Raw genomic sequence first — 21,683 nt, 5'->3', positions numbered from 1 at the left:
TCTCTATTCTAGCTCAAAAGCACCAGTATATAACTGATAATATGTACCCTTTTGATCAATTAAGGCATCATGATCGCCTCTTTCAATGATTCGGCCATGGTCAAGAACCATAATAGCCTTACTGTTTCTAACTGTTGATAATCTATGGGCAATAACAAATACTGTTCTACCAAACATAAGATTATCCATACCCGCCTGAACAATAGCCTCAGTTCTTGTATCAATTGATGATGTAGCCTCATCAAGGATCATTACAGGTGGGTTAGCTACAGCAGCTCTAGCAATTGAGAGTAACTGTCTCTGACCCTGTGAAAGATTGGCACCATTAGCTGTAAGCATTGTATTATAACCATCTGGTAATCTTTCAATGAAGTGATGAGCGTTGGCAAGCTTTGCAGCTGCAATACATTCTTCATCTGTGGCATTTAACTTACCATATCTAATATTATCAAGAACTGTACCTGTAAAGAGGTTAACTTCCTGTAAAACGATACCAAGAGAACGTCTAAGGTCAGTCTTTCTAATTTTATTTATGTTAATACCATCATAGCGAATCTTGCCATCTTCAATATCATAGAATCTGTTAATAAGGTTAGTAATTGTTGTCTTACCTGCACCTGTTGCACCAACGAAGGCAATCTTCTGACCTGGTTTTGCATAAAGGGAAACATCATGTAAAACTAACTTATTCTTAACATAACCAAAGTCAACATCCTCTAAAACAATATCACCCTTTAAAGGAGTGTAAGTTACTGTTCCATCTGCCTTATGTGGATGCTTCCAAGCCCAAAGAGAAGTGTCCTCATCGGCCTCAACTAGCTCGCCTTCCTTAGTATATTTTGCACGAACAAGTGTAACGTAACCCTCATCATATTCTGGTTCCTGATCCATAAGTTCAAATACTCTTCTAGCACCAGCAAGACCCATAGCAATCATTGATACCTGCATAGATACCTGGCCAACTGTCTGTGATAACTGTCTAGACATAGAAAGGAAGGAAATAATAATACCAAGCGAAACAGCTCCATGAGCACCTGTGAAAATGTTTTGTAAGCTTAAATTATAAACTGAGTAATAAACTAACAAACCACCAACTACTGCTAAAACTACGTACATAATATTACCGATATTACCTAGAGTTGGCATAAGCATATTACCGTATTTATTAGCCTTATCACTAGCTTCGAATAACTCTTCGTTAATCTTTTTAAAGGCTTCTTTACTTTCTTCTTCATGATTAAAGACCTTAATAACCTTAGAGCCTTCCATCATTTCCTCAACGAAACCTTCTTCCTTAGCAAGAGTTCTTTGCTGAGCCATCATATACTTAGCGGAATTTCCACCGAAATTCTTTACTACTCTTGTCATTAGGAAAATGAATACACCTACCACTACTGTAAGCCAAATACTATAAAAGCACATCATAATAATGATACCTGCAATTGTAAGACCTGACTGGAAAAGCTGTGGTAAACTCTGTCCAATTAACTGTCTAATAGCATCTGTATCGTTAGTATAAGTACTCATGATATCGCCGTGAGCGTTAGTATCAAAATACTTAATAGGTAATGTCTGCATTCTTTCAAACATATCGTTTCTTAAGTGCATTAAAGTACCCTGTGTAACATTTGCCATAAGACGAGTGTATGTAAATGAAGCAATAACGCCAAGGATATAGATAACGCCCATAGTTATAATAATTCCAATAAACTTAGACCAAACTGAATCCATACCAATACCCATTGCTGGTGTAATAACTTCATCAATGATTCTTTGTAAAAAGATAGTTGCAATTACAGACGCAAGGGCTGCAATTATAATACAGATAATAGTTACTATTAATTGAGGAGCATAATGCTTGAATATATAGCCTATTAATCTGCCAAATGTATTGTCTTTCTCTACATTTTTCTTATTCATACATATACCTCCTATTCTTCCTTACTCTTTGTCTGTGATTCAAATACTTCATTGTAAATGCCGCCAAGAGCCACAAGTTCATCGTGTGTACCCTTTTCAACAATCTTACCCTGATCTAGAACTAAGATAAGGTCAGCATCCTGAACTGATGAAACACGCTGAGCAATAATAATCTTAGTTGTCTCTGGTAAATACTTAGCAAGGGCAGAACGAATTAGGGCATCTGTCTTAGTATCTACAGCAGATGTTGAATCATCCATAATTAAGACCTTTGGATTTTTAAGAAGGGCTCTAGCAATACAAAGTCTCTGCTTCTGACCACCAGAAACATTAGAACCACCCTGTTCAATATAAGTGTCATACTTATCTGGGAAGCCCTGAATAAATTCATCGGCGCAAGCTAACTTACAAGCCTCTTCAATCTGCTCATCTGTTGCTTCCTTATTACCCCAACGTAAGTTTTCCTTAATTGTACCTGAGAATAGGACATTCTTTTGTAATACAACTGAAACTGCATCACGAAGAGCTACTAAGTCGTAGTCTCTAACATCAGTTCCGCCAACTCTTACCATACCCTTTGTAGTATCGTAAAGTCTTGGAATAAGCTGAATAAGTGATGTCTTAGAATCACCTGTACCACCAATAATACCAACTGTCTGACCAGTTTTAATATGTAAGTTAATATTAGTAAGAGCGTAGTTTTCACTAGTCTTCTTATACTTAAAGGACACGTCATCAAAGTCAATGGCGCCATCTCTAATTTCAGTCTTACCATTAACAGGTGACTTTAAATCACTTTCAGTTTCAAGTACTTCAACAATTCTGTCTGCAGATTCTGCTGCCATTGAAACCATAACAAATACAAAGCTTAACATCATAAGAGATGTAAGAATCTGAACACCATAAGTTAAAAGGGATGATAACTCACCTGTTGTAAGGCTTGTAGCCCCTGAATTAACAATGATCTGTGCACCAATAAAACATACAAGTAAAATTGATGTAAACATACTAAGCATCATTGTTGGTGTATTAAGAGCTAAGATCTTTTCAGCATGTGTGAAGTCATTTTTAACATCTCCACTAGCCTTAAAGAATTTCTTAGTTTCATAGTCTTCTCTAACGAAGGACTTAACAACTCGAATCGCAGAAACATTTTCCTGAACTGAGTTATTTAAGGCATCGTACTTCTTAAAGATTCTCTTAAAAATAGGATGTACCTTAAAGAAAATTCCAAATAAAACAATTGCTAAAAATGGAACAATACATACAAAGATAAGAGCCATCTTAACATTAATACTAAAACTCATTGCTACTGAGAAGATAAACATTAAAGGAGTTCTTACAGCTACTCTAATAACCATCTGATAAGCATTCTGCACATTAGTAATATCTGTTGTAAGACGTGTTACTAAAGAAGATGTTGAAAATTTATCTACATCTGCAAAGGAGAAATCCTGAATCTTATAAAACACATCCTGTCTTAAATTTTTAGCAAAACCAGCTGAAGCTGTTGCCGCTTTTCTTGCTGACATAACACCGCAAAATAGAGATGCCATAGCCATAACAAGTAAGATTAGTCCATATTTTAAAATAGGTGTCATGGAATCACCTGTCATGTTGTTAATAAGCGCCGCCATAATAAGAGGAATAATACATTCTAAGATAACTTCAAGAGTTACATATGTAGGTGTAAGAATTGAAGCAGTCTTGTATTCTCTTATGCTTTTGCTTAAAGTTTTTACAATCTTAAACATAAATAGCAATCTTTCCTTTCATATATTAATTTTTAAAATCTCTTAGATTTCTGAGTATACTTTCAGTTACTCTATCAAAGGCTTCTAAGTCTCTAGGATCAATATCCTTCTCGGCATAATGCTCTAAATTACCAATCTCTTCAAAAATCCTATCTTCATGCTGCCTTGCTAAGTCTGTAAGAATAATTTTTTTAAGACGCGCATCTGTCTTTGAAGTTTCTCTAGTTATATATCCTTTGGACTCCATTTTTTTTAAGAGTTCAGATGCTGTTGATGGACGTAAGTCAAACCCAATTTCTACATCCTTTTGATATATATCCTTATCTTGGTTTAATATAAGAAAATGTATCACTCGGCCTTCTGCACCGTTGACTCCTGTAGAACCACTAAGCTTATCAAATTGTCTCTTTACAACTCTTTCGAGCTTGCAAATCTTTTTGATAGCACTTTCCTTTTCCATTTGTGACTTTCCTTTCTATTGCAACTATCAATTGCAATCCAGCACGTATTCGCTACCCTGTTGCGGACTATTTTTATTATAACACATACTATAATTTACTTTCTATTAGTATTTATCTTCTAATAACAAAAATACTTCGCATACGAATAGTTCGTTTCCGAACAGTTCGTGTACGAAGTATTATAACACTAATATTTTTTTCTTCAAGCAGTTTGTATACAATTTATAAAATGTTTATTAATGTTAATCTAAATCTCTATGCTTAAAAGTCTTAATTCCACTAGCATAGTCAGTAACAATCTGGCCATTACCTGTAAGCTTATACTTATAAGTAACTAAGCCCTCAAGCCCCACTGGGCCTCTTGCATGAATCTTACTTGTACTAATACCAACCTCAGCGCCAAAGCCATATCTAAAGCCATCTGCAAAACGAGTTGAAACATTGTGATAAACCCCTGCTGAATCCACCATGTTCTGGAACTTATCAGCTGTTGCCTGATTCTCAGTAATAATGCTATCTGTATGATGTGAACCAAACTTATTAATATGGGCAATGGCCTCGTCAACATTTTCAACAATCTTAATACCAAGCTCGTAGCGAAGATACTCTACATTATATGCATCATCCTCAATTACATGAACCTCAGCATCAGAATCTTCCTTATAAGCATTGTAAACATTAGTTGTGTAAGCATCAGCATTCACCACAACATTTGCCTCATTAAGAGCTCTAACTAACACTGGAAGTGCCTTTGCAGCAATTTCACTGTGCACTAAAACTGTCTCTACTGCATTACAAGCTGCGCTATACTGAGTCTTAGCATCCACAACGATAGGAATCGCCTTAGCAAGGTCTGCATCCTTATCTATGAAAATGTGACAAATACCGTCAGCGTGTCCCATTACAGGAATCTTAGTATTATTCATAATGTACTGAACAAAGGCGTTAGAACCTCGTGGAATAAGTAGGTCAACTAAGCCGTCACATTTTAATAATTCATCAATCTCAGAGTGAGCCTCTGCTTGAATTAAGCAGATTTCTGGAAGGCCAGCCTCCACAATTGCCTCTCTAATAACTCCAAAGAGGCATCTATTACTTTCAGCAGTTTCCTTACCACCCTTTAAAATCGCACAGTTACCACTCTTAATACATAAAGAAGCAATCTGAACTAGGGCATCCGGTCTTGCCTCAAAAATCACTCCAATAATTCCGATAGGACAAGTTACTCTCTTTAAAATCAAGCCCTCATCAAGCTCTCTATTTAGAGTTACCTTGCCCACTGGGTCTTCAAGTCCTATTAACTGATTAATACCATCTATAACATCCTCTAACTTGTGATTATCAAACTTAAGTCTTTTAAGTACTGACTCCTGTACCCCATTGGCATAGGCATTAGCTATATCAATTTCGTTAGCCTTAAAAATCTTGTCAGCATTCTTTCTTAAATTCTCTGCCACCATCTTAAGTGCCTTATTTCTTAATTCAATGCTTGAGCTAGCAAGCTCTGCTGCCACGCTCTTCATTCTTGTTACGTCTTCTCTAATACTCATAAAGCGACCTCCTACAAATACTACCAATCTATTATAAGTTATTGAATGACAAAACATCAATACGAAAAATTGTATAAAAATATATAAGATGTTATAATATATTACAAGTAGATATTTTTATAATTTAATATAGGAGGTTTTTCATGGGTAAATTATTATTAACTGGTGTCGATGGAAATCTAGGTGGCGAGGCTGCTAGAGTATTACTTACTTTAACAGATAAGTCTAATATCATTTTAACAGGCTATAATCCTGAAGTTTTAAAGACTTACAGCGACCAGGGCATCGAGACTCGTGTGGCAGATTTTAACAACATTGAAGGATTAAAAGAAGCTTTTGCTGGTGCTGAAAGACTCGCACTTATTTCCATGCCTTTCGTTGGAGCTAAAAGACAGGCTGCTCATAAAAATGCTATCGATGCCGCAAAGGCTGTTGGCGTAAAGCAAATCATCTATACTTCTTTAGTTAATGCAGCAGACGAGACAAATCCATCTGTTGAAAAGAAGGATCACATTTACACTGAAGAGTATGTAAAGTCTTTGGGTCTTGATTACATTTTCCTAAGAAATTCTCAGTATGCCGAGGCTATGATTACTAATTACTTTACATATGTAAAATCCGATGGCGTATTAAAGAATTCCCAGGGCGATGGTAAAATGGCCTATATCTCAAGACGTGACTGTGCTAAGGCTGTAGCTCACGCTCTTGTAAAGGGAGATAAGTATCCAAAGAAGGTATTTGATATTAATGGTCCTGAACTTATGACAATTTCTGAATTCTGTGAGATTGGTAACAAGGCTACAGGAAATCACGTAACATATAAGTTCATCACTGATGAAGAGAACTATCAGGTATTTGATGCCATGGGCGTTCCAAGAACAACAGATGGCGTATTTAAAGATGGTAGCGAAGCTCCTTTCTCTTCTGATGGTATGGTTACCTTTGCTCAAGCTATTCGTGAAGGCAAGATGGATAACTTCACTAAGGACTTCGAGGAACTTACTGGAGACAAGGCTTTAACCGTTCAATACATGTTTGAGCACAACGCAGACTTCCAGATTGGTGATAGACATTCAAAGGATAAGTAATGCCCTTTAATAAGATAATAGAAAATAAAAATAAGCCGGTAGATTATTTAAATCTACCGGCAAAAAAGCACATCTAAGTCATCATCTATTTATTCATCTTCTCATAAAGCTCTCTAAACTTAGTTAAAACCACAGGCCTTGAATAATAATAGCCCTGTGCGTAACGTATATCATAATTATCCACAAAGAATTTTAGAATTTCTTCGGACTCTATACCTTCAATACAAACCTCCTTATCTAGCTGTCTAATACAGTCAATTATGGCATTTAAGGTTATTTGCCTAGTCTTACTCTTATCAATATCCTTTACAAATTCCCTGCTAATCTTGATTCTATCTGCAGGATAATTAGAGAGCAAATTAAGGGAAGAATAACTACTGCCATAATCATCAATAACTAGTCTTACCCCCTTATTAAACATAGTAATCATCTTATCCCTAATTTCTTTGTTTTCAAGAATCCTACAACGCTTTGTAAATTCTAGATTTAAGTTTTTATAAGGAATATCTTCCTCTTTTAAAATGCTATCAAGATCTGACATAAACCTATCATTATGTAATTGCGCATGAGATAAATTTACACTAATAAAAAAGTCTGGGTCCTTTCGCATAAATTCCTTACTATCTTCAATTGCCCTTTTAATAATCCAATTTGAAAGACCATAAAAAGCAACTTCCTTTTCAATCTGATCAATAAAGTTTCCCGGTGTAATAGTGCCTCTCTGGCTATCCTGCCATCTAAGTAAAGCCTCCATACCAATGATTCTATTTTCCTTAACATTCATAATTGGCTGATAAACAATTAAGAAGCCTCTGTAATTATCATTTAAACAGCGAATAACGTCATATATCATCTCCTGTTGTCTTCTACTACTTAATAAAATGTTTTCGTTATAATAAACAAATTTATCACTGCCACTGTTCTTACCCATAGTGAAGGCTTGATATAAAACGTTATTTATATACTCTGAGGAAGAAATAAAGTCCTTAGAATTAATCAAACCGCCATATATTCCAATAGAAACCTTTTTAGAATTAATTGTTAAATCGTTTTCTACAAAGTCCCTTATTTTCTCATATATTCCCTTAATTTTTTCTTCCATTCCCTCAACATCTTGGTCAAAAAATACTGCAAACTTTGTTCCACTACATCTATATATTATGTTAGATCCTGATAATTCCTTTAGTTTTACAACAATCTGAATAATCAAGTCACTACCATTGTCATACCCATAAGAAGAATTGATATAATCAAAATTTCTAAGGCCAAAAAACATAAGACCAAAGTTACGTTCTTCAGAAATAGAATTTCTTACCTTAGCAATAACTGCCGACTTGTTGCCAACTCCAGTTAAATCATCTATTTCCACATCTGCATCATGATTTATAACCACTCCAAGATAAACGGATGGCACACCATTTCTATCTCTTAAGAGCTTAGACCTAGTTGTAAAGGAAACATAATCCCCATTCTTATTCTTAATAAGATAATTACAGTTAAAGCCCGTCGTTTCCCCTCTAAACATGGCATCTGCGCCTTCCATATATCTAACTCTATCCCTTGGATGAACTATAGCATTATAAAAACACTCTGCATCATTTACATCCATTTCACTAGATGGAAAACCTAAATATTCAGTTATTTCATCTGACCAATATACAAGCCCCTCATTGTAATCGGCCCAGAAAGGATAGATGTTTCCTGAAACATCAGAAAAAATCTTAAACATCTCCTTAAAAAATACAATCTTTTCCTCAATACTCATCTATTTTCCCCCAATAAATAATAATTTTCATAGTTTTGTATTCAATTGTGATTTCGTAGTTTATAACTATATTTTATCATAGCAAAGTAATCATATCAAATGAATAGTTAAATATTTTTCCTAATGCTAATAACTTTTGAAAATGTTACATTTTCATAAAAATAAAAAAGCTAGGAGAAAAATCTCCTAGCTCCAAAGTAAATCGGACATTCGAAATCCGCTTCACTACTGCCTTATTCTACTTTAAGCTTGCAAGTACGTCAACTAAGTAATCCCAAGTTCTCTTAACACTTGCAACATCCATTGATTCATTAGGTGTATGAACATCCTTCATATCAGGACCAAAGGAAACTGCATCAAGTCCTTCAATCTTACCTGCAAATAAACCGCACTCAAGACCTGCATGGATAGCCTGAATTTCAGGATCATGTCCATATTGTCTCTTGAAAGATTCAACCATTATGCTACGAAGTTTAGAATCTTCCTTGTATTCCCAAGCTGGATATTCACCCATTGATGTAACGCAACCGCCAAGAAGTTTAGCTAAGCTTTCAAGCTGTAAATATAAATCCTGCTTTTCAGATTCTACTGAACTTCTTACTGAATATGAAAATGCTACTTCAGTCTCTGTTGTCTCTAAAATACCTAAGTTAAGAGATGTCTGAACTAAACCTTCAATATCAAAGCTCATGCTCTGAATACCTAATGGAAGGTTCATTAAACCAGTAATAACTCTAGATGTTGAGTCTGTATCAAAAGCTGTGACCTCATCTTCACTAACAGCTGTTAAGCTAACCTTAACTTTAGCATCTGTTGTCTTATATTCATGCTTAAAGGCAGCATCAAAGTCTGCAAGACAAGCCTTAACTGCTTCTAAATCAGTGTTAGGAGCAAATACAAGTTCTGCCTTAGAAGCTCTAGGAATAGCATTATCCTTAAGACCGCCATTAACTGAAACTAAGTTAAAACTAAATTCCTTAGAAAGACCGTAAAGCACTCTACCAACTAACTTGTTAGCATTAGCTCTACCCTTATTAATTTCAACACCTGAGTGTCCACCAGCTAAACCATCTACTACTAAAGTTGCCTTAGTTCCCTTAATTGCTTCCTTCTTTACTGGAACATGAACTGTTGCTGTCATACCACCTGCACAGCTAGCAAGTAAGATACCCTCATCCTCTGAATCGATGTTAATCATCATCTTTGACTTAAGAGGTGTTGTATCAAGGTCAGCTGCACCAAGCATACCAATTTCTTCATCTACTGTAATAACTACTTCTAATGCTGGATGAAGAATTGTATCATCATCTAAAATTGCAAGAGCATAAGCTACTGCAATACCATCATCACCACCAAGAGTTGTACCCTTAGCACTAATGATTCCGTCATTAACTTCAAGTCTTAATGGATCCTTGCTAAAGTCGATATCACAATCGTCTTCCTTCTCGCAAACCATATCCATATGACCCTGAATGATTACTGAATCTGCATTCTCGTAACCCTTACTAGCGTCCTTAAATATAATAACGTTATTTAATTCATCCTGAATATACTTTAAATTATGTTCCTTAGCAAATCCTACTAAATAGTCACTAATTCTTTTGGTATCTCTTGAACCATGTGGGATTTTAGTAATTTCTTCGAAATAGTAAAACACCTTCTCTGGCTCTAAACCTGTTAAAATTCCCATTTCTTTACCTCACTTGTATAGATTCTTGCAATACACATTTACTTTAGCCATTTTATAATAAAATAGCCATCACTTCAACCCTGAAGTGATGGCTTAAAAATTATTGATTTATTGTCTTACTGTGGTATTTCACGCTTCTTGAAATCTGGTACCTCAGGCATCATCTCTGAAGTCATGATATTAAGAATTCTTGTAAGTGCCTCTAAATCTTCTTTTGAAAGGTTGTCTTTCATTCTCGAAATAACAGTATTTGCATAATTTACGCTAAAATTGAAGTAGTCAAGATACTTATCTGTTACTTCAAGGTAAGCCTCTCGTCTATCTGCGCTTGAAGGAATTCTGTTTAAGTATCCCTTCTTTACAAGGCAGTTTACCTTGTATGCTGCATTAGGAGGTGAAATACCAACAAACTTGGCAAATTCACTAATTGTAGGCTTGTTCATTGCATAAATAACTTCCATACAGAATGTTTCTACTGTAGTTAGAGTTGCTTCACGATTGCCAAAATTCACGAAAACATCCTTATAGAAGTGCAACTTAAACTTGTTATAGACGTCGAAAAATAGTTCTTCCATTGTCATTGTTTAAATCCTCCAATCATGAGATTTTTTATCTTTTAAGACAAAATATGCACAACGTCTCATAGCTTAACATGATTTTATCATAAAATCAATATTTTTACTTAAAAAATTACGAAAAATTTTCTAAACTAAAGTGCACGTCTTATAAGATTTAAACTTTAACCAATTGTCACCGAAACTTAACTTAAGTGTATTATATCATACATTTTTAAAAAAATCTAATATATCAATGAATTTATCAAAACCGCTTATTTACTGAATTTATTGAGCTATTAAAAATCTTGATAGCCCGCAAAGCCAGTAAACAAGCGGCTTCTAATTTTTGATATTTTTTGTAATTTTTTTGATTATTCGTTTCTGTCGCCAATAGCGAAAGTTAACTCACCCATTGCAGCAACCTTGCCATCTACCTTAGCTACAGCCTTGCCGATACCAACGTTTGCACGTCTTGTAATAATCTCGCAGCTAAGCTCTAACTTATCACCAGGTACGACCTGCTTCTTAAATCTAGCATTCTTAATACCACCAAAGAATACTACCTTTCCCTTGTTTTCTTCCTCTGAAAGAAGTGCAACAGCGCCAGTTTGAGCTAAAGCTTCCATAATTAATACTCCTGGCATTACATGCTGTCCTGGGAAATGTCCAAGAAAATGCATCTCGTTAGCAGATACACACTTAACGCCTACTGCATATTCTCCTGGTTTATAATCTAGAATTCTATCCACTAAAAGAAATGGATATCTATGAGGTAAAATCTTTTCGATTTCATTTGAATTTAATTCCATTTTTGTGCCTTCCTATCTCTACTATAATGTAATTATTCCTCTACTGCCTTAAATACTAAGGAAGCATTGTGGCCACCAAAGCCAAATGAGTTAGACATTGCATAGTTAATCTTGCCAGCTCTAGCCTTATCGCCTAAGCAGTAATCAAGATCTAATTCATCATCTAATTCCTTTGTGTTAACTGTTGGTGGAATGATTCCATTTTCCATAGCAAGGCAAGTAATAACAGCTTCAACTGCAGCTGAGGCACCAAGTAAGTGTCCTGTCATAGACTTTGTTGAACTCATTACTAATTCCTTAGCATGGTCCTTAAATAAGCTCTTAACGGCTCTTGTCTCACCTAAATCGTTAAGGTGAGTTGATGTTCCGTGAGCATTGATATAATCAATTGCCTCTGTTGAAAGATTTGCATCCTTAAGGGCAAGTTCCATACACTTAGCAGCGTACTTTCCTTCTGGATGTGGAGCTGTAACGTGGTGAGCATCACAGTTTGCACCATAACCTACAACTTCAGCTAAAATCTTAGCTCCTCTATTCTTAGCATGCTCGTATTCTTCAAGTACGAGACAAGCAGCACCTTCACCCATAACAAAACCATTTCTTTCCTTATCAAAAGGAATTGAAGCTCTGTTCTTATCCGTTGCTGTTGAAAGAGCTGTAAGACTTGTAAATCCACCAATTGATAACTCAGTAATTGAGCTTTCTGAACCACCAACTACCATTAAATCAGCATAACCATCTCTAATGTAGTGGAAGCCATCACCAATAGCGTTACCACTTGAAGCACAAGCTGTTACAGTACATGTTGTGTATCCATGAAGGCCAAATCTAATAGCAACATGACCTGCTGCCATATTAGAAATTGCCATTGGAATATAGTGTGGGCTTACCATATCGTAACCACGCTTCATTCCTCTCTCATGCTCTCTTTCAGTTGTAGAAATTCCACCGATACCGCTGGCAATAATACAACCATATCTTTCTCTATCATCTGTCTCTTCGTCATGCTCTTCGTTAATTCCAGCCATGTGACATGCATCTGTTGCAGCTGCAATAGCAAACTGGCTGTATGGATCTAACTTTCTAGCATCCTTCTTTTCTACATACTTTGTAATATCAAAGTCCTTTACTTCTGCTGCAAGGCTAACCTTACGGCCTGTTGTGTCATATTTTGTAATCTGGTCAATACCACACTTACCATTCTTAACACTCTCTAGTACTTCCTCTAAACTGTTACCAATAGGGCTTACGATACCCATTCCAGTAATAACAACTCTCTTTCCCATATTTATCCTTTCCTACTGCTCGCGCGGGGCTACATCGCAACTGCTTCGCAGTTGCGACATTTGGGAACCCTCTCGCATTAGAATTTGCCTTTGGCAAATCTGCTCGGGGCTACATCGCAATCGCTAAAGCGATTACGACATTTTGGGAACCACTCGCCATTAAATCAGCCTTTCGGCTGAGGGCGAGGGCTACATCGTAACCGCTAAAGCGGTTGCGACATTACATACCCATACCGCCATCGACGCTAATTACCTGTCCTGTTATATAGCTTGCTTCTTCTGAAGCAAGGAATGCTACTGTATTTGCAATATCCTCTACGCTACCCATTCTCTTTGTTGGAATTGATGCAATAGCGGCTGTCTTTGCATTTTCATTCATTGCTGCTGTCATATCTGTATCAATAAAACCTGGAGCTACTGCATTGATTGTTACCTTCTTTGCAGCAAGTTCCTTTGCCATTGATTTTGTAAGACCAATAATACCAGCCTTTGAAGCTGAATAATTAGCCTGACCTGCATTACCGTGAAGACCAACAACACTTGTAAGGGAGATGATTCTTCCATACTTAGCCTTAAGCATTAACTTATAGGCTTCTCTCATACAGTAAAATGTTCCATAAAGATTAGTCTTTACAACTGCATCGAAATCCTCATCGCTCATTCTAAGGGCAAGACCATCTCTTGTAATTCCGGCATTGTTTACTAAAATTTCAACCTTACCTGTAAGAGTTAGGGCTTCCTCAAAAAGCTTCTTACAATCCTCTGAATTAGATACATTTGCCTGAACACATAAAGCTTCAACGCCTAATTCTCTAATTTCCTTTGCTGTCTCTTCTGCTGCCGCACTGCTTGAATTGTAGTTAATTACAATATTGCAGCCTTTCTTTGCAAGTCCAAGCGCTATTGCCTTACCAATACCCTTAGCACCGCCAGTTACAATTGCTGTCTGTCCCTTCATTAACTTGCCATCTCCTTTACTAGATTTTCATAATCAGCATAACTATCTATTGAATAGACCTTAATGCCCTCAACTGTCTTTTTAACAAAGCCAGCTAAAGTCTTACCTGGTCCGATTTCTACGATTGTGTCTACGCCTAAATCCTTAAGCTTTACAATAGTCTGTTCCATTCTTACAGGATTTTTAACCTGTGCAATTAATAGATCAGAAACTTTTCTTTCCTGCTTCTCATCTGCAATAGCATTGAAAAGTACTGGCTTAGATAGCTTTCTTTCATCTACTAAAAGGCCATTGTTATTGTCGTTAAAATATTCCTCTAGCTTTTTGCTAGCAGGTGCCATGTAGCTTGTGTGGAAAGCTGAGCTAACCTTTAGAGCTACACATCTTTTTGCACCGGCTTCCTTTAACTTTTCTTCAGCCTCAGTAACTAACTGGCTTGCACCAGAAATAACTACCTGACCCTTGCAGTTAAAGTTAGAGATTTCAACGCTTAAAAGCATCTCTCCCTTGCTTTCTCTTTCCTTATTCTCTGCCTCATATTTTTTATTTATTTCATCTAAAACTGGCTTAATGTCCTCACCTGTTAAACCTAAGATTGCACTCATCTTAGTATCAAGGCCATTAGCAGCCTCCTGCATTGCTGCACCCCTAAAGCCTACAAGCTTAACTAATTCCTTCTCATCCATAAGACCCGCTGCATGAAGTGCACTGTATTCCCCAAGTGAAAGGCCTGCAAGATAATCTGGGCTAATGCCAGCCTTGTTTAAAAGCTTTGTAACCCCTGCTGCAAAAGCTGCAAGACAAGCCTGTGTATATCTTGTGTTATTGATTCTGCCTTCCTTATCTTCAAAACAGATTTCCTCTAAATCAAAACCTGCCTCGTTTCTAACTTCATCAAAAATGTTCTTAAAATCTGTACTGTTATCGTAGAAATCCTTACCCATTCCTACCTTCTGGCTTCCCTGTCCAGCGTAAAGAAATGCTATCATTTTTATCCTCCTATACTGCAATTGATGATAATGAGTTTAATCTTTCCTTTGTTTCCTTCATTAAGTCTTCAAGGATTGTCTCAAGTGGCTTAATTTCATTTAACTGACCACATACCTGACCTGACATTAATGAACCCTCATCAACATTGCCGTCAAATACAGCTTTTCTTAAAGAGCCAAGTGTATACTTTTCAAGTTCATCTCTTGTAGCACCACTCTTTTCAGCTCTTGTATATTCTCTAGCCATCTTATTCTTTAAAATTCTAACTGGAGCATTTACAGATCTACCTGTAACGATTGTTCCATTGTCCTTAGCTTCAATAATAGCCTTCTTATAATTTTCATGAATTGGGCACTCATTACTTACAAGAAGTGATGTACCAATCTGAGCACCACAAGCACCAAGGCTAAGGGCTGCTGCAAACTGTCTGCCATCTGCAATACCACCGGCTGCAATAACAGGAACATCCACTGCATCTACCATCTGTGGAACAAGTGTCATTGTTGTCATTTCACCAACATGACCGCCACTTTCTGTACCCTCTGCAATAATTGCATCAGCGCCACTTTCAATCATTCTCTTAGCAAGCATAACTGAAGCAACAACTGGGAAAACCTTAATTCCAGCTTCTTTAAAAGAATCCATGTACTTACCAGGATTACCAGCACCTGTTGTAACAAGGCTAATCTTTTCTCTGCAAACAAGTTCTGCCATTTCATCACAATGTGGATTCATAAGCATTAAATTTACACCAAAAGGCTTATTAGTTAACTTCTTAGCCTTGTGAATTTCCTCTTCAAGCTTTGCTGCATCCCAGCCACCAGCTGCAATAATTCCAAGTGCGCCTGCATTTGAACAATCTGCTGCAAACTGACCTGTTGCAATATTTGCCATAGCACCCTGAATAATTGGGTATTTAATATTTAAAATCTCATTAAGTAGTTTCATTTCATCCTCCTATCTACTTACCGCTATAATTAACTAAAATTCCGCCCCAGGTTAAACCTGCGCCAAATCCTACTAGGTAAGCATCATCACCAGTTTTTAATTTTCCCTTTTCCTGCATTTCCTTTAAAGCTATTGGAACGCTGGCTGCTGATGTATTGCCATAGTGCTCTAAATTCATAAAGAACTTTTCCTCTGGCTGCTTTGTGGAACGAATTACATGATTAATAATTCTTTTGTTAGCCTGATGACAAACAATATGTCCAATTTCTTCTAAGGAAATTTTACTCTCCTCCACTAACTCCTTAAGTAACTGCTCTATTGCACCAATAGCAAATCTATAAACTGTGTTACCCTCCATAGATAACTTTCTAGTGCTTGCAACCCCACCTGATATTAGGCAAATGTCATCGCCTCTTGTATGGTTTGCACTAGCATAGGCCTTAGTCTCATCGATTTTTACAACTGCTGCCCCTGCACCATCACCAAAAAGTACACATGTGGATCTATCTTTAAAATCTAAAATCTTACTGAATTCCTCTGCTCCCACAACTAAGGCATATCTATCTTTTCCCTTAGTTAGTAACATGTCGTGGGCTACATTTAGAGAATATATAAAGCCTGAACAAGCTGCACTTAAATCAAAGGACATGCAATTTTCTGATAGGCCTAATTCCTTAGCTACCATACAAGCAGTAGCAGGGAAAGCATACTTTGGAGTTGCTGTGGCTACTATGCAAATGTCGATTTTATTCAAATCTATTTCTGAATCCTCTAGAGCTTCCCTAGCCGCTGCAACAGCAAGACCTAACTGATCTTCTTCTCCCTTATATCTATCTTCTAAGTTACAAAGTCGTCTTTCTTTAATACCTGTTCTTGTGCTTATCCATTCATCTGATGTATCTAAAAATTCGCTGAAATCATCATTTGAAAATGTCTTTATAGGTAAGGCCTTACCTAAACCTACAATACTTAATCCGCCCATTTTAATACCTCACCATTAGTTGTTTCCTTTGGCGCTCTCTCGCCTTCAATATGACGATATTTTTCATATCTTTTTTGAACTAAATCTTCTTTGTCCATTTTCTTCAAAGAACTAAGTTCCTTTTCTAGCTTGTCATCAAGCTCTTCTATCATCATCTTGAAGCCATCTTCACTAGTAATAGGCTTAACCTCGCTTATAACATCATCAACGATTCCATACTTCTTAAGGCTATCTGCTGTAATATTCATTACCTCGCAGGCTTCCTTAACTCTCTTACTATCTTTCCATAAAATGGATGCGAAACCTTCTGGTGAAAGTACTGCATAAATTGCATTCTCTAACATCCAAATTCTGTCTGAAACGCCAATTGCAAGGGCGCCACCGCTACTTCCCTCACCAGTTACAATACTAATAATAGGTACTTTTAAATTGCTCATCTTAGCAATATTTGTTGCAATTGCAATTGACTGACCATTCTCCTCAGCTTCCATTCCAGGATATGCTCCAGGAGTATCTATAAATGTAATTACAGGTCTGTTAAACTTCTCCGCTTGTTTCATTAAACGAAGAGCTTTTCTATAACCTTCTGGACTTGTCATACCAAAATTGTACTTTACATTTTCATCAAGATTCTTACCCTTTCTGTGGCCAATTACTGTTACTGGCATGCCATGAAAACTAGCAATTCCACCAAGTAGGGATAAATCTTCTTTTCCAAGTCTATCTCCAGAAAGCTCTATAAAATCATCAAATAGCGCATCAATGTAATCCGTTACCTTTGGTCTATCCTTATGTCTAGCTGTCTGAACTCTTTGGTATGCGCTTATTTCCTTCTTCTTCTCCTTCATAAAGTCTCCTTTTTACAATTCCTTGCATCCGTGTAACTTCAAAATCTTATAAAGTGTCTCTTTCATCTCTTCCAAAGGAACAATCTTATCTACAAGACCGTGATCCTTTTGGAATTCAGATCTTTGGAAACCAGCTGGGAGCTTCTGCTTAATTGTCTGTTCAATTACTCTTGGACCAGCAAAGCCAATTAATGCATTTGGCTCAGCTAAAATAATATCTCCAAGAGTTGCAAAACTTGCACTAACTCCGCCTGTGGTTGGATGTGTAAGAACTGAGATGTAGAGGCCTCCATTTTCCTTAAACTTCTCAACTGCCGCACTTGTTTTAGCCATCTGCATTAAAGAAAACATACCTTCCTGCATTCTTGCGCCACCGCTGGCTGAGAAAATAATAAGTGGAAGATTTAGGCTATCTGCTAACTCGCAAGCAAGTGTTACCTTTTCACCAACTACAGTTCCCATACTTCCCATCATGAAGCCCTTATTTAGCTCAACGCCAATAAAGTCGATTCCATTAATCTTTCCGCGGCCCACTAAAGCTGCGTCGTTAGAACCTGAGTTTTTATAACCCTCTTCTAACTTTTCTTCATATTCAGGGAATTCTAGTGGATTATTAAACTTAAAGTCTCCATACATTTCTGAAAATGTACCTGCATCGGATACGAAACGAAGTCGTCTTCCAGTCATAGATAGCATTTTATTCTTTGTACGAAGCTTTCTATAAGCTAATAAAACCTGTCTTTTATTGCTAAACATATTCATGTTAAAAGCTTCCTTTCTTCATTACTGAGCTTCTTTTCTGCTTTCCTTGCCCCACTTAATAATTCCTTCGCAATTCTTTTCAAGGAAGGAAGTATCAATTCGGCCCATGATGTATTCTGGGTTATACATAAGCAAATATAAGAAGTCGATGTTTGTATCTATACCCTCACATGTAAGCTCTTCAAGAGCTACTCTCATTTTTCTAATAGCCTCAAGTCTTGAAGGTGCATTTACAATAACCTTAGCAATCATTGAATCATACCAAGGACTTACCATTGCGCCTGAGTACATAGCACTTTCAACTCTAACTCCTGCACCACCTGGTAAATGAAGAAAATCAATTTTACCTGGATTTGGAGCGAAATCCTTTTCAGGATTTTCAGCATTAATACGACATTCAATAGCATAACCATGAGTCTTAATGTCGCTTTGCTTAAAGGAAAGTGGAAGACCTGCTGCCACTCTAATTTGTTCTTTTACAAGGTCAACTCCTGTAACCATCTCAGTTACTGGATGTTCCACCTGAATTCTTGTGTTCATTTCAATGAAATAGAAGTTCTTATCGTGATCAACTACAAATTCCACAGTACCAACTGAGGAGTAGTTAACTGCCATAGCTGCCTTAATGGCTGCCTTTTGCATTGCTGCTCTTTGCTTTTCATTAAGGATTGAAGCCGGTGCTTCCTCGATTAACTTCTGATTTCTTCTCTGCATTGAACAATCACGTTCTCCAAGAGAAACAATATGTCCATGTTCATCGCCAATGATCTGGAATTCTACGTGATGAGGATTTAAAATGAGTTTCTCAATATACATTGAATCATCACCGAAAGCAGATAAAGCCTCAGCTTTTGCGCTTTCAAAAGCATTAGCAAGTTCTGACATATCATAAGCTCTTCTCATTCCTCGACCACCGCCACCAGCAGAGGCTTTAATAAGAATTGGGAAACCAATCTTTAAGGCAATTTCCTTAGCCTCTTCAAGGCTATTTACTAGACCATCTGAACCTGGAACTACAGGAACGCCCTTAGATTTCATAAGACTTCTAGCTGTAGATTTCTCACCCATATTTCTAATCATCTCACTACTAGGTCCAATAAATTTAATTCCTGCATCTTCACATTTTTTTGCAAAGTCAGGATTCTCTGATAAAAATCCATATCCTGGATGAATAGCATCACATTTATAACTAATAGCTGCTTGAATTAATGCATCCTGATTAAGGTAAGACTTTGTTGGGGATGCAGGTCCAATACAGACGCTAACAGGTGAAAAAGTAACTGGTAATGTGTTTGCATCTTCGCTCGAATAAGCAACTACTGTTTCAATACCCATTTCCTGACAGCAACGAAGTATTCTCATTCCTATCTCGCCACGATTGGCAATTAACAATCTCTTAAACATATTAACTCCTGTCCATACTCTACAAATGTTTCATCAGAAACATTAATTTTCTCAACTACACCATCTCTTGGAGCTAGAAGTTCATTCATAACCTTCATAGCTTCAATAAGTCCTAGTACATCGCCCTTCTTAACTGTGTCCCCTTCCTTAACGAAGTTTGGTTCACCTGGCTTACTAGCACTATAAAAGATTCCTGAAACTGGAGCTGTAACATAGCTACCTTCTAACTTAGTCTCCTCTTTTACGGCTTCCTTAGGAGCTTCTACAGACTCATTTGCTGCAACTACATTTGATTCTGTGTTTACTGCAACTTCCTGTGGCTTAACTGCTACTAAGTCTTTATTTATATAATCAACTGCACTTGCACCAATATTCTTCTTAAAAACAAAACTAACTTTATTGTCATTTACTGACATTTCACTTAAGGAACTCTTTTCGAACTTGTCCATAAGTCTCTCTATATCTTGTATTTCTAAACTCATACCCTTATCAACACTAAATAGCATTATTTAGTCCCTTTCCTTAAAAATTAACGGGGCTTGTTAAATAACAAGCCCCTTCTTAAAGAACATCAGCCATTAGAGTTTTGCTTGAGCAAAATCGGGCTGACGCTACATCGTAACCGCTTAAGCGGTTACGACATTGCCTTAGGCTGCCTTATTAGCATCGATATAATTTACGATAGCTTCAACAGTTGTTAAGTTAGGAATTTCTTCGTCTGGAATTGTTACGTTGCACTTCTCATCGATAGCCATTACTAATTCCATAACGTCTAATGAATCAATACCTAAGTCATTGATTAAATCGCTTTCTAACTTAATCTCGTCTGCATCAAGGCTTAATGTGTCTACAATAATTTCTTTTACGTTTTCAAATGTTGTCATAATAATTACTCCCTTTACTGTTTGATTTTTTTGTTTACAAATTGTTTAACTGAAAACGTTATGACTATAAAACAATTAAATTTTTTTGTCAAGCTAGTTTGAATATCAAAACAGTATACGTATAAATCCTTTAAAACCTAGTTTTTTAAACCACTTCTCAGCGTGGGTTTCCAATCTCGCTCCAGCACTTATTTTGATAGTCAAATAGTTGTATACAATCTATTTATTTTTTTATACAATTTCCTTATGAATTAAAAATATTAGAAAAGAGCAAAAAAAATAAACCCGTTTAAACTTTTTAACTAGTCCTTCAAAAGAGTTTAAATCAGGTTTATTATTTAGTAGTTGATTCTCATCATAAAACTAGCTGCCCCTAAAGGCAGCTAGCCAAGAAATTTTCTATTGTAAGTTTTTTTTGTAATATTACCCTTGTAACATTAACTTGTATGTTTATTTTTGATCTATATTTGATTAGTCAATTGCAATGTACTTCTTCTCTTCAACCTTCTTAGTTTCAAGCTTCTTAGGTACAATTACATTTAAGACTCCATCCTTGAAGGATGCCTTAATATCATCATCCTTAATTTCATTTCCGACATAGTAGCTTCTGCAAACCTGTCCAGAATATCTTTCTCTTCTTATGAAGTTGCCATCCTTATCTTTCTTTTCATCATCTGATTCTCTAGATGCCTCAATGCTTAAGTATCCATCGTTTAGAGAAATCTTGACGTCGTTTTTATCATATCCTGGTAAATCGATTGCAAGATCATAGCTTGTCTCTGTCTCTTTTACATCTGTGTTAAGATGTCCAAGACAAGGGCTTACATAGCCAGAGAATAAAGCTGGTGTCTTATCCATGAAATCATCAAATAAATCATCAAACATACCATTTCTAACTAATAATGAATTTAACATACTCAATTCCTCCTTAATCTTCAAGAGCTATTTTTTAACTTCTGTTCTTATCCTCTTGACAATTATGTTATAACACCTGTTAGCACTCACGTCAATAGAGTGCTAACAAAAC

Annotated in this window: 20 protein-coding genes; 1 reads left to right on the top strand and 19 read right to left on the bottom strand. The window is 36.5% G+C overall.

Going from position 1 to position 21,683, the window contains the following annotated elements; all coding sequences use genetic code 11:
- Positions 1 to 3: 3 nt before the first annotated feature.
- From QVA17_RS01365 to QVA17_RS01350, 4 genes are all read right to left on the bottom strand, one after another.
- Complete coding sequence (locus QVA17_RS01365) at positions 4 to 1,920, bottom strand: ABC transporter ATP-binding protein (protein WP_287385916.1); 1,917 nt, start codon at positions 1,918 to 1,920, stop codon at positions 4 to 6.
- An 11-nt stretch (positions 1,921 to 1,931) separates the two neighbouring features.
- Positions 1,932 to 3,674, bottom strand: a complete 1,743-nt coding sequence (locus QVA17_RS01360) for an ABC transporter ATP-binding protein (protein ID WP_330635124.1) — start codon at positions 3,672 to 3,674, stop codon at positions 1,932 to 1,934.
- Positions 3,675 to 3,699: 25 nt separating this feature from the next.
- Positions 3,700 to 4,134: a MarR family winged helix-turn-helix transcriptional regulator gene (locus tag QVA17_RS01355; RefSeq protein WP_287385914.1), complete on the bottom strand. Its 435-nt coding sequence runs from the start codon at positions 4,132 to 4,134 to the stop codon at positions 3,700 to 3,702.
- Between the two features lie 243 nt (positions 4,135 to 4,377).
- Positions 4,378 to 5,685: a glutamate-5-semialdehyde dehydrogenase gene (locus tag QVA17_RS01350; protein WP_287385912.1), complete on the bottom strand. Its 1,308-nt coding sequence runs from the start codon at positions 5,683 to 5,685 to the stop codon at positions 4,378 to 4,380.
- Between the two features lie 143 nt (positions 5,686 to 5,828).
- On the opposite strand from QVA17_RS01350, the gene QVA17_RS01345 reads away from it, so the two are divergent.
- Positions 5,829 to 6,773 (top strand): NmrA family NAD(P)-binding protein, encoded by a 945-nt coding sequence (locus tag QVA17_RS01345; protein WP_027431589.1) that lies wholly within the window; start codon positions 5,829 to 5,831, stop codon positions 6,771 to 6,773.
- 85 nt (positions 6,774 to 6,858) lie between these two features.
- Here the strand turns inward: QVA17_RS01345 and QVA17_RS01340 are convergent, their stop codons facing one another.
- The 15 genes from QVA17_RS01340 to QVA17_RS01270 all read right to left on the bottom strand — a co-directional run bounded on the left by QVA17_RS01340 (position 6,859) and on the right by QVA17_RS01270 (position 21,571).
- Positions 6,859 to 8,538 carry a sensor domain-containing phosphodiesterase gene (locus tag QVA17_RS01340; protein ID WP_287385910.1) on the bottom strand — a complete coding sequence of 560 codons (1,680 nt, stop codon included), beginning with the start codon at positions 8,536 to 8,538 and terminating at the stop codon, positions 6,859 to 6,861.
- Positions 8,539 to 8,776: 238 nt separating this feature from the next.
- A complete protein-coding gene (locus QVA17_RS01335) occupies positions 8,777 to 10,228 on the bottom strand; it encodes an aminoacyl-histidine dipeptidase (protein WP_287385908.1) in 1,452 nt (483 codons plus the stop codon).
- Positions 10,229 to 10,344: 116 nt separating this feature from the next.
- The gene (locus QVA17_RS01330; protein WP_287385906.1) at positions 10,345 to 10,809 is read right to left on the bottom strand and encodes a MarR family winged helix-turn-helix transcriptional regulator; all 465 of its coding nucleotides are present in this window, start codon (positions 10,807 to 10,809) and stop codon (positions 10,345 to 10,347) included.
- A gap of 347 nt (positions 10,810 to 11,156) precedes the next feature.
- Complete coding sequence (gene fabZ, locus QVA17_RS01325) at positions 11,157 to 11,594, bottom strand: 3-hydroxyacyl-ACP dehydratase FabZ (protein WP_027431585.1); 438 nt, start codon at positions 11,592 to 11,594, stop codon at positions 11,157 to 11,159.
- Positions 11,595 to 11,626: 32 nt separating this feature from the next.
- Entirely contained in the window at positions 11,627 to 12,880 is a 1,254-nt protein-coding gene (fabF, locus tag QVA17_RS01320; protein WP_287385904.1) for a beta-ketoacyl-ACP synthase II, read from the bottom strand.
- 220 nt (positions 12,881 to 13,100) lie between these two features.
- The gene (gene fabG, locus QVA17_RS01315; protein ID WP_287385902.1) at positions 13,101 to 13,838 is read right to left on the bottom strand and encodes a 3-oxoacyl-[acyl-carrier-protein] reductase; all 738 of its coding nucleotides are present in this window, start codon (positions 13,836 to 13,838) and stop codon (positions 13,101 to 13,103) included.
- Complete coding sequence (locus QVA17_RS01310) at positions 13,838 to 14,827, bottom strand: ACP S-malonyltransferase (protein ID WP_034246027.1); 990 nt, start codon at positions 14,825 to 14,827, stop codon at positions 13,838 to 13,840. Before QVA17_RS01310 ends, fabG begins: the two co-directional genes overlap by 1 nt.
- 10 nt (positions 14,828 to 14,837) lie before the next feature.
- Positions 14,838 to 15,776 carry a nitronate monooxygenase gene (locus tag QVA17_RS01305; RefSeq protein ID WP_287385899.1) on the bottom strand — a complete coding sequence of 313 codons (939 nt, stop codon included), beginning with the start codon at positions 15,774 to 15,776 and terminating at the stop codon, positions 14,838 to 14,840.
- Positions 15,777 to 15,789: 13 nt separating this feature from the next.
- Positions 15,790 to 16,758, bottom strand: a complete 969-nt coding sequence (locus QVA17_RS01300) for a beta-ketoacyl-ACP synthase III (protein WP_287385897.1) — start codon at positions 16,756 to 16,758, stop codon at positions 15,790 to 15,792.
- Complete coding sequence (locus QVA17_RS01295) at positions 16,746 to 17,606, bottom strand: acetyl-CoA carboxylase carboxyltransferase subunit alpha (protein ID WP_287385896.1); 861 nt, start codon at positions 17,604 to 17,606, stop codon at positions 16,746 to 16,748. The genes QVA17_RS01300 and QVA17_RS01295 overlap by 13 nt, the downstream gene beginning before the upstream one ends.
- A 12-nt stretch (positions 17,607 to 17,618) precedes the next feature.
- Positions 17,619 to 18,368 carry an acetyl-CoA carboxylase carboxyltransferase subunit beta gene (locus tag QVA17_RS01290; protein ID WP_051195442.1) on the bottom strand — a complete coding sequence of 250 codons (750 nt, stop codon included), beginning with the start codon at positions 18,366 to 18,368 and terminating at the stop codon, positions 17,619 to 17,621.
- A 21-nt stretch (positions 18,369 to 18,389) separates the two neighbouring features.
- Positions 18,390 to 19,772, bottom strand: coding sequence for an acetyl-CoA carboxylase biotin carboxylase subunit (gene accC, locus QVA17_RS01285; protein WP_027431580.1), 1,383 nt, complete (start codon positions 19,770 to 19,772; stop codon positions 18,390 to 18,392).
- Positions 19,754 to 20,221: an acetyl-CoA carboxylase biotin carboxyl carrier protein gene (locus tag QVA17_RS01280; RefSeq protein WP_287385893.1), complete on the bottom strand. Its 468-nt coding sequence runs from the start codon at positions 20,219 to 20,221 to the stop codon at positions 19,754 to 19,756. Before QVA17_RS01280 ends, accC begins: the two co-directional genes overlap by 19 nt.
- 198 nt (positions 20,222 to 20,419) lie before the next feature.
- Entirely contained in the window at positions 20,420 to 20,656 is a 237-nt protein-coding gene (acpP, locus tag QVA17_RS01275) for an acyl carrier protein (protein WP_027431578.1), read from the bottom strand.
- Between the two features lie 471 nt (positions 20,657 to 21,127).
- A complete protein-coding gene (locus QVA17_RS01270; protein WP_287385891.1) occupies positions 21,128 to 21,571 on the bottom strand; it encodes an Hsp20/alpha crystallin family protein in 444 nt (147 codons plus the stop codon).
- Positions 21,572 to 21,683 lie beyond the last annotated feature (112 nt).

Source organism: Lachnospira sp. (genome assembly GCF_016290755.1).
In the GTDB taxonomy this organism is placed as follows: Bacteria; Bacillota; Clostridia; order Lachnospirales; family Lachnospiraceae; genus Lachnospira; species Lachnospira multipara.
The sequence above is the reverse complement of the archived record's forward strand: the minus strand, read 5'-3'. Positions and strand labels throughout refer to the sequence as shown.

Bases quoted from the DNA above. Each gene is read 5' to 3' on its own strand.
- QVA17_RS01300 (WP_287385897.1), bottom strand. From the start codon at position 16,758: ATGGGCGGATTAAGTATTGTAGGTTTAGGTAAGGCCTTACCTATAAAG.
- accC (WP_027431580.1), bottom strand. From the start codon at position 19,772: ATGTTTAAGAGATTGTTAATTGCCAATCGTGGCGAGATAGGAATGAGA.
- QVA17_RS01360 (WP_330635124.1), bottom strand. From the start codon at position 3,674: ATGTTTAAGATTGTAAAAACTTTAAGCAAAAGCATAAGAGAATACAAG.
- QVA17_RS01340 (WP_287385910.1), bottom strand. From the start codon at position 8,538: ATGAGTATTGAGGAAAAGATTGTATTTTTTAAGGAGATGTTTAAGATT.
- QVA17_RS01270 (WP_287385891.1), bottom strand. From the start codon at position 21,571: ATGTTAAATTCATTATTAGTTAGAAATGGTATGTTTGATGATTTATTT.
- QVA17_RS01305 (WP_287385899.1), bottom strand. From the start codon at position 15,776: ATGAAACTACTTAATGAGATTTTAAATATTAAATACCCAATTATTCAG.
- QVA17_RS01290 (WP_051195442.1), bottom strand. From the start codon at position 18,368: ATGAATATGTTTAGCAATAAAAGACAGGTTTTATTAGCTTATAGAAAG.
- QVA17_RS01335 (WP_287385908.1), bottom strand. From the start codon at position 10,228: ATGGGAATTTTAACAGGTTTAGAGCCAGAGAAGGTGTTTTACTATTTC.
- QVA17_RS01280 (WP_287385893.1), bottom strand. From the start codon at position 20,221: ATGGACAAGTTCGAAAAGAGTTCCTTAAGTGAAATGTCAGTAAATGAC.
- QVA17_RS01350 (WP_287385912.1), bottom strand. From the start codon at position 5,685: ATGAGTATTAGAGAAGACGTAACAAGAATGAAGAGCGTGGCAGCAGAG.
- QVA17_RS01345 (WP_027431589.1), top strand. From the start codon at position 5,829: ATGGGTAAATTATTATTAACTGGTGTCGATGGAAATCTAGGTGGCGAG.
- QVA17_RS01330 (WP_287385906.1), bottom strand. From the start codon at position 10,809: ATGACAATGGAAGAACTATTTTTCGACGTCTATAACAAGTTTAAGTTG.
- QVA17_RS01310 (WP_034246027.1), bottom strand. From the start codon at position 14,827: ATGATAGCATTTCTTTACGCTGGACAGGGAAGCCAGAAGGTAGGAATG.
- fabG (WP_287385902.1), bottom strand. From the start codon at position 13,838: ATGAAGGGACAGACAGCAATTGTAACTGGCGGTGCTAAGGGTATTGGT.
- fabZ (WP_027431585.1), bottom strand. From the start codon at position 11,594: ATGGAATTAAATTCAAATGAAATCGAAAAGATTTTACCTCATAGATAT.
- QVA17_RS01365 (WP_287385916.1), bottom strand. From the start codon at position 1,920: ATGAATAAGAAAAATGTAGAGAAAGACAATACATTTGGCAGATTAATA.
- QVA17_RS01355 (WP_287385914.1), bottom strand. From the start codon at position 4,134: ATGGAAAAGGAAAGTGCTATCAAAAAGATTTGCAAGCTCGAAAGAGTT.
- acpP (WP_027431578.1), bottom strand. From the start codon at position 20,656: ATGACAACATTTGAAAACGTAAAAGAAATTATTGTAGACACATTAAGC.
- QVA17_RS01295 (WP_287385896.1), bottom strand. From the start codon at position 17,606: ATGAAGGAGAAGAAGAAGGAAATAAGCGCATACCAAAGAGTTCAGACA.
- fabF (WP_287385904.1), bottom strand. From the start codon at position 12,880: ATGGGAAAGAGAGTTGTTATTACTGGAATGGGTATCGTAAGCCCTATT.